Genomic DNA, 11,498 nt, shown 5'->3' with positions numbered 1-11,498 from the left:
GGGTACTGGGTTCACCAGCATCCAGGAGAGCATCGGCAGCCGGCAGTGTGGCCAACCAGCGCGAACCGGACGCACCGGCATTCGGAAGGAACGTCTACCGCCGCTGCTACGGATCCGCGCGCAGCCGGCAACCGATTTACCAGGGCAAGGCAGTTGCCGTGCTCCAGCAGGCGGGCCGGTGTACCCCCGGCGAGTTATCGATCGCTGCCCCGGCGGTAGCCAGGTAATGGAGCTCACCGGCATCCAGGGAGACCGGCTGCTGCTGCGGATCCGCGTGCAGCCGGAGACCATGAACCAGGGCGAGACCGTTACCGGGTCTTGTAGGCGGGTTGGTGGACCCCCGGCGAGTTATCGATCGCTGCATCGGCGGCAGCCGGGTACTGGGCTAACCGGCATCCAGGAGAGCACCGGCAGCAGCTGCGGAAGATCTGCGGATAGCAGTGTGGTCAGCCGGCGACCAATCAACCAGGGCGAGGCCGGTGCCGTGCTCCAGCAGGCGGACCGGTGGACCCCCGGCGAGTTATCGATCGATGCACCGGCGGCAGCCAGGTACTGGAGCTCACTGGCATCCAGGGAGACCGGCAGCAGGTGCGGTAGATCTGCAGCCGGCAGTGTGGCCAACAGGCGCGCCGGGCGCACGGGCCTCCGGAAGAACGCCTACCGCAGCAGCTGCGGATCCGCGCGCAGCCGGCGACCGCTTAACCAGGGCAAGGCAGTTGCCGTGCTCCTGCAGGCGCGCCGGTGGACCCCCGGTGAGTTATCGATCGCTGCCCGGCAGCCGGGTACTAGGTTCACCGACATCCAGGAGAGCACCGGCAGCAGCTGCAGTAGATCGGCAGCCGGCAGTGTGGACAATAGGCGCGCGCCGGGCGCACCGGCCACCGGAAGAACGTCTACCGCAGCAGCTGCGGATCCGCGCACAACCGGCAACCGATTAACCAGGGCAAGGCAGTTGCCGGGCTCCTGCAGGCGGGCCGGTGGCCCCTCGGTGAGTTATCGATCGCTGCCCCGGCGGCAGCTGGGTAATGGAGCTCACCGGCACCCAGGGAGACCGACAGCAGCGGCGGTAGATCTGCAGCCGGCAGTGTGGCCAACCGGCGAACTTTTATAAGGGGAGGAAATATGTAGATCATACTTCTATCATACTTTTTGAGTACGTTAGGTTAAAAAAACTGTGGTAATCTATTAGAGATGGATGGCGGGTCACCTTAATTAGGTGGCCTTTTTTTGTTCTTATAAGGAAAGGGTGATTTTTGTGGAGATGGCAGCAGAACTCAAGGATATCGAGATGACTTATGGAGAGATTGCAGCCACGCTTGCAGGACCATATAGGCTAAACAAAAAGGAACAGCGCTTACTCGCTTATTTGCTGGATGATAGCAAAAGTAGGAGGGTTGGTGATATCCGCAAAGCCCTAAAAACTACGTCCAGGACTTTACTCGGCAAGACAAGGCCAGAGCTAGAGAAGAAGATTGGGGCTGCTGGTTCAGAATCATGGAAAAGAAATCTGGAAGCTTCAATTAGATCCGGATCAGTGTCTAATCGAGAAGCACGTCAATGGGTTCTTTTGTTTTCAAGAAAGGGAGATACTCATTTTGAGAAAGCCCCTGCATCTGTTGCAGAAACATAATGTGCCGTTAAGACCAATTTAATACTAATTTTATTAGGAGGTGCTCTGATTTGAATGTTTTATTATATGGGTTAGTCCCTACTAGATTAAACTCTCCGAGTTTAAAAATCCGTAGTTGTAAATCTCTAGAAGAGCTAAAGGAGTTAACAGTGGTACTCAGTCCCGATTTATTATTAGTCGAAGAGTCTATGGCAGATGAAACAGTTTCTTTAATATTTGCTGAAGATGCTTTTTGCCCAATAATCGTGATTTGCACAGAAGATACAGTACAAAAAACAAGATATTGGAGTGCTCAAGGAGCAACATCCGTATGGACCCTTTTAGATTGGGAGGATAAATTATCTGAACATCAGAGCCCACATCATGTTAATACTTTAGAAAAAGAAGAAACATCGATTCTTAGTAATCGATCTGTAATCAGTGATATCGATGAGGAGACAATTGTAATTGCTGTGGGTGGAATTTGTGAAGGGGCTGGATCAACACACACTGCATTACTTATATCTAATTTTCTAGCAAGAACTTTCAAAACAAAGGTCGCTTTGTGGGAAGGGGGGAACAGGCCATGTTTCAGATACTTAGAATATATTCAGCGTGGTGAGGTTAATAAAAAATCGCGTTTTGAAATTAATGATGTCACCTATTTTTCAGGGATACCGTCAGAGTTAGCGGAAGCTGCTACAGACAGTTTCCGTTTTTTTGTTATGGATTTAGGCAGTCTAAATACGGATGCACACTTTAAATTATTTAATAAAGCCAAAATTCCGATTCTTTGTGCTTCAGGCGCTGAATGGCGGATGGTTGAGTTGCTGCAGTTTTGTCAGAAACATTCAACCACTCGTCAAGATAGATGGAAAATTGTACTGCCTCTCGCAAATGAAAATAGTCGAGAAGAGACAGCGGATTGTTTGAAAGATCGTTTGGTGTTCTCTATTCCGCCGCATTCAGATGTATACAAACAACAACAAGATAGCGATCAAATGTTGGAAGGCATATTATCGTCTGTGATTCATGGAAGAAAGGTAAAGAAAAAGTTTGGTTTTTTTTAAGGGGGGAGGATATGTTAAAAAAGATACGCTTTCAACCGATTAAAGATATTTTTATGGATAATTATATAGGGTTTGAGTCTACAGTTTGCGGGGAGAACGGAGAATCAGCATCTCAGTTATTTGATTTTTTTGTTGGAGAACTGGCTAGTTTTGATCAATGGGCGATCAGAGAATCATTAAATAGAGGGTTACCCTTCTTAAAATCCGATCAAAAATTATTTATAAATATTCACTCTGAAACTCTTGAACATGGGGGAGACCTTATACCTGATGTAGACCCAAACAAAGTAATTATTGAATTATCTGAGGTTACAGAAATCACGAGTTCTGTGCGCCATTCATTGCAAAATCTTTCAAATCGTGGATTTCAGTTTGCTATAGATGATTTTGGTGTCAGATGCTCAAATATTAATAGACTTACTTTAGATTGGTTTAAGCCCTCATGGATAAAGTTAGATCGAACAATAATAGAACATGTGGATATAAATCCTCGTGTGGAAACCATTGTTAAATACACTCTTGATATGTGCGCTGAATTGGGGATAGAGGTTGTTGCAGAGGGGGTTGAAACACATAATCAATTACTGAAGTTGATGCAAATAGGAGTACGTTTTGCACAAGGATATTACTTAGGAAGACCTGAAGATCCGAGAATAATAACCAATCTAAACAGACTCCAAGGTACCCATACTTGTTAAGATTACTATTTAACTCTTAAAAAAACTCCAAATGGATGAAGATATGCGGGTACCTGCTACTAGGTGGAGTTTTTTTTAATGGGGTGAAGTTCTATAAAGAGAGGGTGTAATGAATGCTTTGCTATGTGAAAAACAACTGTATTTCCCAAGTTGAAAACATTGGGGCTGAGTCGCTTAGAAAGCTAATTAAAGATAGAACAATTATTATTCCTCCTTTACCTATAACGAATGAATATGTAACTGGGAAGTTCTTTGAACTTGAAGATAATCCTGAATACACAAAAATCGAATTATCAATATAATTACCCGCGCATGGAATGACTCTTATCTTCCAATAAACATGAGAAGCGAGGTTTGTAATGTTTCTTCTAATTTAATATTAAAGCATAGTCGAAATACGTGAACTGCTTCAAGTGAAGAAGCGGTATTTTATGCCGTCCTTGAAAGGAGGTGAATTCAAAATGAATCGACAAGGACATATCGGATTAGCCATTTTGGCAGGTTCAGCAATGCTCTATGTTACGCCAGACCTTTCTATAATGCCTGCTGCCGTATTAATTTCCGCTGCAGGTGCTGGCGGTCTGCTGCCTGATCTGGACCATAAGACCAGCACCATCAGCAATAAACTGCAGTTCTCGGCAAGGAAGCGTAAGCAACTGAAGGGGTTATCCATTTTGTCGCTAGGTATGGGAATATTGTGGTTTGTACTGCAACAGCCGATGCCCTGGATATGGATAGCTGCAGGCCTGATCATTTCCTTAGCCTCTCGACTACGTTCGCTCATCCTAAGTGGACTTGGACTGCTGCTACTTATTGGACACGAATGGTACAGCCTACATTGGCTCACGCTACTTGCTGGCGTTGCCTTGCTGATAATGCCTTTCGTTAAGCACCGCGGAATCATCCATAGTCCAGAGTTTGCGGGTATCTTGAGTCTAGGAATAGTATCATTTACCGCGACACAGCCGGTTCTGTTTCAGGCGCTCGGCTTAGGCTTGCTGGCAGGGTGGTGGTCACATTTGGCGGGGGATGCCGTCACGGTGGAAGGAATTCGTTCCGTTCTCCTGCCACGGCTTAAGGTGGCGCTGAATCTGCTGCGAAATGGCGGGGCTGCCGAGCGGTGGATCGCAAGAAGTTGCTGGCTCTGCAGTATTGCACTTTGGTTGATGATATTCTATTGAAACAGAAGGGAAGAGGAAAATGAAAATAAAAACGACCGGGACCCTTGTCATGATGGTCCTGTTTAGCATGTTCATGTTGCCACTATTGGCGTACGCCGATGATAATAATCCAATCACCAAGATCAAAGAGAAAATGAAATTTAACTGGAAGGTGCTTGACGGTCTAGACTTTGTGTTTACCCCGATTGGCCTCGTGATCTCCCTACTAACAATTGCCACGCTAGTATTTGTAATAATCAAAGTGATCATCAAGCTGGTTAAGATCAGTACCGGTAAAGGTACAATTAAGGACAAATGGTTCTGGATTGAAGCAGGCCTCCTTGTATTTATCGTGTTCCTGTTCATCAGCGGCGCGTTCTTCAGTTTCCTGGAAAATATATACAATTGGACATCCACACAGGATCTTGGAGGTGATAAGACAGCCTTGTGGACCTTGCCAGATTTTCGCAAGTTAAGGGGCTAATTTAGGAATGGACAACGATTATATCTCAAAAATGAAAAAAATGTATAAAGTTGATCCAAGTGTGGTGGACGACATGAACTGGTTTTTGGTCCTGGCGGGAGCTGTAGGGACGATACTTTGTGTCCTCGCCTTTGCCTACTGGTTGATACGATTTTTTATGTTTCTGCTTGCGGTCAGCCGGGGAGCAAAGAGCCTAAAGGATACAACATTCTGGAAACGGATGGCGGTGGCACTGGGGTTGATTCTACTATTCATGACCGGATCGGTATTTACCCTGCTGTCACAGTTCTACGATTACATGGCGATTTGGGGGTGGGGAGGTTGAGACAACGATTTCGGGTGCTGGTAGTTCTACTGCTACTTATGCTGGGTTTCACGAACAATCTGCTGACCGTAACGGTACAAGCATCAACCAATCAGCCCATTTTAAATCAAGCGGATGCAAAAATAGCATCTGCTATGCCCATACCGACAACGGCTCCCTCTACTTCGGGGGGAACTTCTGAGCGGGAAACGAGCTGGTACATTCCCAGTTGGGTAGATGATATGATTCAAAAAGTTGATGATATGATCCAGTCGTTCAAGGATCTCATGTCCGGCAAGCTGATCAAGGATGCAATTGAAGGACTTATAGTTCTGCTGGTAGATGAGTTGATGTCTCCACTCTATGATGCCTTTGCTAAAAGCTACTTGTTTACACCGCAAATAGCGGAAATAGCTATGGTGCAGTCAGGCTGGTCGCTATTTATGATCATTGGCCTGGTGCTGTTGTTTATCGGGATTTCGTGGTTAACCTTTAAAATTATTCAAGGCAAAAAGGACCTGGGCAGTTTGCTCAAGGTCTTTTTAGTTTGCTTTGTCGCCACGTATTTCTCGCTCACGGCACTGAATATCGCCAATGTCGGCATCAACTGGATCTCCAGCAAGATGTTTGAGGGTATTATCGGTACCAGCGGTATTACCTATGAGGGCTTAGATGGCCAGCAGATTTTGAAAGCGATGATTGTCGGTGCTGATGGAATTACTGATGCCGCTTATGCAGCCCAAACCCTAGGTGAACTGACCGTATCTACCAGCGGCGGGATTTTTAATCTGCTCAGTTATTTGTTACTGGTCGTTTTGCCCCTATATCTGGTTGCCGTAATCAAGACGCTGGTGCTCATCTTTATGGCAATATTGGTCAATCTGTGGATTACCCAATCAGCCTATACCGGTAAAATGGAAACGCTGCTCGGGTTTGCTAATCTGTATCTGCGGACGCTACTTGTCGGTCTGGTCTGCGGCTTACATTGGGCGATATTTGTGAAAATGCAGACGGATTACGGCGAAGGAGAAGGGTTTTGTGCTGCTTTAGGTATACCTCCCATCATCTTTGCGATTCTCAGTGCGCTTGCGTTACTCGTGTTCTTCTTCTTTTTCTGGTTGAAGCCTCTCATAAAAGCTGTGCAGCATCCGGTGAGCTTGAACGGAGCGCAGGTTCTCGATTCAATGGGTCGATGGGGAGAACGAAGTTCGACATCTCTGGATTCTATTGGCAAGCGGATGGGCTCTGAAGGCGTGCAGAAGAAAGCTCTGAGCATGCAGGATGCCAGCAAACGGATGCAGCAAGCAGCAGATCGTATGCGTACTCAGCGCAGCGTAGGCAAAGACAAGCTAGTCTCGACACTTAGCGGCGGGCTGTCTGAATCGGTGCAGGGTATCGCCTATCATGAGCCGGATGAATGGCTTCAAGAGGGCGGTCAGATCCATGTGGAGGCTCTGCATGAGCTGGCGCTTGGAGAGTCGGAAATCAAATCCTCGGCGCTGAATATTTCAGAAGTTCTGGGAGACGAAGGATTCCGGAGCGTATCCTTGCTGAAGGCTCCTGTGGCCCAGCGTAAACTGCTGACGGAGAAGTTAAGTACCCTGAAGAAGGAATACCAGGAAGATGTACAGTGGGATGAGCGCACGGGTGAATTGATCCTGGCCGGTCCTACCCTCGATATGCTGCCGCAGCTGGAGCAGGAAGGATTCGATATCTCTGCGGTACGTGAGGGCATGTACAAGGATGGAGCCTTTGTGGATCTGAATAATACACCGAAGATTTCAATGCTGACCGACTCCTCGGAAGCGGAGCACGCTGCAGAACAGATTAAAGAAGCCTTACCGCTCTATACACAGGCGAAGCTGCCCCAAGGCAAAGCCTCTTCGGCCTACCATGCGCTGCAGGAACGGGCCGATGAATACCCATGGGTCAAGGAGCTGCTGTTGGAGCAGGATGTGTTATGGTTGCCAGATGGTGACTTGGAAGAGGCTACTGAAGTGCTGGAGGGGATGATGGCTCAAACCACCCGCAAAATCCGGTATAACTTCCCGCGTCATTCCCAGTTTGCGGCCAATATGCTGGAGTCCTGGGAACGAACTGGTACATCGGAGGGACTGGCGGAAGTACTTGAACTTTCAAATGATGAGTCCCATGTCTATGTTCCCGAGGAGCATCTAAACGAATTCCAAAAGGCCTATGACCAATACCGGAAAGGACGCACACCATACTGGCGTGCGAAAGACGGAGCGGTCTATGTCATTAAGGACCGGGTTCCGGTCAACTTTGGACAGCCGCCGCTGGATGGACTGGATATGGGGAGCTTTGAAAAACTGCAAAAGGATATGATGCACCGACATGAGCAGAAGCAGATAAAAGAGAACCTGGATGCAAAATTGCCAGTATCCCCAACAAAATCGAAAGCGTCCGAAAAACCGGCTAATAAAGGGCAGGTGAAATAAATGGATCAGGATCAACAGGAACGGGAAGATGAACTGCTGCGAGCTAGTTTTATGGGCGATATACGTGAGGATGTGGAATTTCTAGGATTGTCGTTGAAAGATATCGGCTGGATTGTAGGAACTACGCTGGTGATCGGGGGCTTTCCCTTTTTGCTTCCGTTCCCGGTATTGTTCAAAATGACCTGGATTGTGGCGACCTTTATGATTAGTACACTGGGGCAGTGGTTGAAATGGCCGTATCGTCTGAAGCGCTATATGCATGATGCACAGCAAAAAAAGGAAGGATCCGGGGAAGACCTCGGTTCCTTCCTTGGCTTGGAGGAAGATGGCTGGCTTTACCGTAGCGGGAAGACCTTGCATGTGGTGTCTTCGTTATCGGCATCCCCTTGGAAAACAGCGGTGTATGCGCAGAAACGAACACGGATTGGTGGGTTTGAACAATTTCTGCGTGCAATGATACAGGAAGGATTTTCTGCTCAAATTTCAGCAGAACAAATCCCAGATGTCCGCCGGGAGTTGTGGAATCAGAAACGAAACCGCCCCTCAGCGAGTCAAGGTATTCAAAATATGAAACTAAACCGCATCCGGATGTGGGAAGGGTTGGCCCAACAGGGCAAGGCGCTACGCAGTGAATATACATTGACCCTCACAACCTTCGAATCGAAGATTAAGGTTAGGGAACGTGCCGATGAACCGGCAGACATGAATCAGGAGGAGCTGAAGCGATTTCGCCTGTTGAGCGAACTGCAGGAGAAAAAGGATCGGGTGTTGAACACGCTCACGGCTCAAGGGGGCCATAGCACCTCGCTGTTATCCGGATTTTCATTGCCGGAGATCCTGGGTCGGTGGTGGGACCGTACTGCGTGGGAGGATTGGAAAATGAATGAAGGCACCTGGGAGGAACCGAGCTTTATTGAAGAGTTTGCGGAGGAGCAACCGGATCCACAGGAGGCTCGCTCGCTATTCAGTCCCTTGCTAGTTAAAGAGATTTTGAACAAATCTAGGAAAGAAGAATCGGAGGGCGTGGGAAATCCTGTTATGGAGAACGAAGCGGAATCTACACCTTTAGTGATTGAGGAAGTGATATCGGAAACAAGAGACTTCAGCATGCTAAAGCTCCGCAGAGGGAGTATTTTCAAGTGCCTGCAAATGGGAAACCAAGGAGTCCGCAGCCTGCGGACAATGTGGAATAAGATAGCACTACCCCTTTTCAGTAAGTGGTTCCGGTCTTTTCATTTGGAGTGCCAGAAATTTCGGACAAGAAAACCGGGGAATTCTGATAATTCTGTAGAACTCACTTTGGAGGCTATAGGTGGCGTAGACGAACGAAAGACCATACTCCCGCAAGCTGAAATCCAGTCTAAAGGACTTTTAGGGGTTGTACTGTTAACCTCTCCCATACCGAGTGGCAAGTCTTTTCTGGTTGCGAATCTTGGGGTGGCGACAAGTTTATCTGGTACTACAGTGAGCATCGTAGATCTATCTCCGGATCAGGGGACCCGAACGCTGCTGAATCCTCTGCAGCAACCTTCGGAACTGGACGGATGGGACATTTGGTCTGGGAAAGCAGCAGACTGGCTACTGTTTACACCCTCACGTTATCCTGCCTTGCTGGAAGTGAAACAACTGCTTAATAACCGGGTAGCGGAAGATGGGCTAGTCATTGCCGAGATCCCTTGGGATTACCCTGATCGAGAAGCACTGATGCAGTGCTATCATTCAATTGTGGTTCTCGATGTCGATTACCATCATTGGCTGCGATTTGCAGAGGCAGCTCCGAATTGGGAAGGGGAAATCTGGTTGAATCAGAGTACCCCAGAAATGTCCCACAGAATGGCATCCTTACTTAAGGGAAAATATCAGAAGGTGTTTGCAGCAGTCTATCCCTATTTCCCAGCGGCAGCACTGGGTTTGTTTCAGGGCAGGACTTTAGCACTTGATCCCGATATACGTAGCTTACTGAACGTACACCGAAATAGAGAGGAGACCACCCATGAGCCTACTCAAACATACGAAACGGTTAGTTAAACACTGGAAGAAACAGCCCCGGCAACTGGTGGTCAACATGGTGGACGGAAAAGATGGGAAGACCGGTCATTACGTACGTGTGCTCATGGTTCAGGAGTATCCGCCGGAGATCATTGCTGGGTACCTGGATCATCTAGATGGCATCGTTACGCATACCGGAGCCACCTTACGAAAGACGATCCGGTATGCAAAAAGCGATATTAAATTCAATACAAAAATGAAATACAAGCTGAACCGGCTTACAGCCAGTATTAATGATCAGAGTGAAACTGATCCGGCGCGGAATGCAGAGATTGCTGCGAAGGAGACTATCTTGGCCTTGCGGGATTCCACGCTGTCCAATGATCACAAGCTGGTCGAAGTACAGACCTTCTTAACAATATCCGCACCGAAGCTGCACCAGATAGAGGCGGCAGAGGCAGGGCTGAAGCTGTGGTTCGATAACATGTCCGGGAAACTGAATGAACTGAAGCGTGAGCAGCAAGAGGCGATGCGGCAAACTGCCCCGGCCTTTGACCCCTACAGTGATCATAGTGAATTTTTCAACAAGACCCATTATGGGCGGGTTACGACAGATTCTGTTGCAGCACGCACCTATCCCATGACCCGAGGCTCGTTCTCGGATAGCGAAGGACTCTATTTTGGTCGCCGGACCGAGGACGGCGGCTTTTGTTTTGTGAATTTGTGTGATCCAGATGATCCCCGGGCGCAGAACGTGACCGTGTTCGGCAAGACCGGCGAAGGCAAAAGTTACTTTTTGAAGGCGCTGGTGGTCTCGCTGCTGGAAGAGGGTGTGCATGTATTTGTCTTTGACCTGGACGGTGAATGGCGGGAGCTTTGTGCGTATGTGGGTGGTGTCTATATTGATCATACCACCGAAGAAGGACGCTATTTTGAACCGCTGACAATCATGCCAGCCATCACGGAGATTGACGAGGAATGTGCGCAGTATAATCGCTCCCGGTACAAGATGGCAGAGAAAAGCGGCGTGCGTACCTTCTCGCTGCTTGGGGAGAATTTAACTCGCCCAGAAATCTTTGAAGTGGGGGAAGCCATTCGTAGAGTCTACCGTACTGCAGGGATTGTGAAGAAGCAGCCGGAAACCTGGAATGCCCCCACCGGACCGAAGCCGACGATTCATGCGGTATTCTGGGAAATCGAACAGGCTGCTCACAGTAATGCCGATGCCAAAAGCTTGTACGACAAAATCAAAATCTATTTCATCGGGATCTACGATGATATTTTCCAAATCGAAGAGGCCTCCAGCTTTGATCACAAAGCTCCTCTGGTTGTCTACCGGGTCGGCTCCGGCGAGGAGGACGAGTCCAAGAAGGATGAATCGGCCAAGCAAGCACAGATCAAGATGTCGATGGCCTTTGAACAGGTCAATGCCAACATTCATCTGCTCAAAATTGCCGGTGCCGACTTTTCTGCCGTGCTGGTAGACGAAGGTCAGCGGCAACTGCAAAATCCGGAGCTGCGCAGTTATGTCTTCACCTGGTACACGGCGATTCGCAAGCAGAACGGCATGATGATCCTGGCAGGCAACTCCCCGGCCATTATGCTGGATACCGCTGCCGGGGTAGGCATGTGGGAGAACACCAGCGTGCGTGTGTACTTTTACATGGAGCAATCGGCGGTACGTTTACTCTCCTCCCACGCGGATCTGCCACCTGAGATTCAGGA

11 protein-coding genes are annotated in these 11,498 nt (G+C 48.4%); 10 read left to right on the top strand and 1 reads right to left on the bottom strand.

Annotated features, from left to right (window positions below):
• Positions 1-136: 136 nt before the first annotated feature.
• Positions 137-364 (bottom strand): hypothetical protein, encoded by a 228-nt coding sequence (locus GC101_RS27060; RefSeq protein ID WP_171719855.1) that lies wholly within the window; start codon positions 362-364, stop codon positions 137-139.
• 388 nt (positions 365-752) lie between these two features.
• Here GC101_RS27060 and GC101_RS27055 point away from each other — a divergent pair, with 388 nt between their 5' ends.
• The 10 genes from GC101_RS27055 to GC101_RS27010 form a co-directional block, all read left to right on the top strand.
• Positions 753-938, top strand: a complete 186-nt coding sequence (locus GC101_RS27055; protein WP_171719854.1) for a hypothetical protein — start codon at positions 753-755, stop codon at positions 936-938.
• A 317-nt stretch (positions 939-1,255) separates the two neighbouring features.
• The gene (locus tag GC101_RS27050) at positions 1,256-1,630 is read left to right on the top strand and encodes a hypothetical protein (RefSeq protein WP_171719853.1); all 375 of its coding nucleotides are present in this window, start codon (positions 1,256-1,258) and stop codon (positions 1,628-1,630) included.
• 50 nt (positions 1,631-1,680) lie between these two features.
• Positions 1,681-2,679: a hypothetical protein gene (locus GC101_RS27045; protein WP_171719852.1), complete on the top strand. Its 999-nt coding sequence runs from the start codon at positions 1,681-1,683 to the stop codon at positions 2,677-2,679.
• Positions 2,680-2,690: 11 nt separating this feature from the next.
• A complete protein-coding gene (locus tag GC101_RS27040) occupies positions 2,691-3,377 on the top strand; it encodes an EAL domain-containing protein (RefSeq protein WP_171719851.1) in 687 nt (228 codons plus the stop codon).
• Between the two features lie 461 nt (positions 3,378-3,838).
• Positions 3,839-4,558: a metal-dependent hydrolase gene (locus GC101_RS27035; RefSeq protein WP_171719850.1), complete on the top strand. Its 720-nt coding sequence runs from the start codon at positions 3,839-3,841 to the stop codon at positions 4,556-4,558.
• Between the two features lie 19 nt (positions 4,559-4,577).
• A complete protein-coding gene (locus GC101_RS27030; protein ID WP_171719849.1) occupies positions 4,578-5,021 on the top strand; it encodes a hypothetical protein in 444 nt (147 codons plus the stop codon).
• 7 nt (positions 5,022-5,028) lie between these two features.
• Complete coding sequence (locus GC101_RS27025; protein ID WP_171719848.1) at positions 5,029-5,346, top strand: hypothetical protein; 318 nt, start codon at positions 5,029-5,031, stop codon at positions 5,344-5,346.
• Positions 5,343-7,784: a hypothetical protein gene (locus GC101_RS27020; RefSeq protein ID WP_171719847.1), complete on the top strand. Its 2,442-nt coding sequence runs from the start codon at positions 5,343-5,345 to the stop codon at positions 7,782-7,784. The genes GC101_RS27025 and GC101_RS27020 overlap by 4 nt, the downstream gene beginning before the upstream one ends.
• Complete coding sequence (locus GC101_RS27015) at positions 7,785-9,812, top strand: P-loop NTPase family protein (RefSeq protein ID WP_171719846.1); 2,028 nt, start codon at positions 7,785-7,787, stop codon at positions 9,810-9,812. It abuts the gene before it with no gap.
• A partial coding sequence (locus GC101_RS27010; RefSeq protein WP_171719845.1) for a TraG/VirB4 family ATPase occupies positions 9,778-11,498 on the top strand: 1,721 nt, incomplete at its 3' end. The genes GC101_RS27015 and GC101_RS27010, both read left to right, overlap by 35 nt.

Source organism: Paenibacillus phytohabitans (genome assembly GCF_013141775.1).
Lineage (GTDB): Bacteria > Bacillota > Bacilli > Paenibacillales > Paenibacillaceae > Paenibacillus_AQ > Paenibacillus_AQ phytohabitans.
This window is presented reverse-complemented; position numbering and strand designations above follow the sequence as displayed.

Coding starts and splice junctions, on each gene's coding strand:
- GC101_RS27060 (WP_171719855.1), bottom strand. CDS start 364: ATGCAGCGATCGATAACTCGCCGGGGGTCCACCAACCCGCCTACAAGA.
- GC101_RS27040 (WP_171719851.1), top strand. CDS start 2,691: ATGTTAAAAAAGATACGCTTTCAACCGATTAAAGATATTTTTATGGAT.
- GC101_RS27035 (WP_171719850.1), top strand. CDS start 3,839: ATGAATCGACAAGGACATATCGGATTAGCCATTTTGGCAGGTTCAGCA.
- GC101_RS27030 (WP_171719849.1), top strand. CDS start 4,578: ATGAAAATAAAAACGACCGGGACCCTTGTCATGATGGTCCTGTTTAGC.
- GC101_RS27025 (WP_171719848.1), top strand. CDS start 5,029: ATGGACAACGATTATATCTCAAAAATGAAAAAAATGTATAAAGTTGAT.
- GC101_RS27015 (WP_171719846.1), top strand. CDS start 7,785: ATGGATCAGGATCAACAGGAACGGGAAGATGAACTGCTGCGAGCTAGT.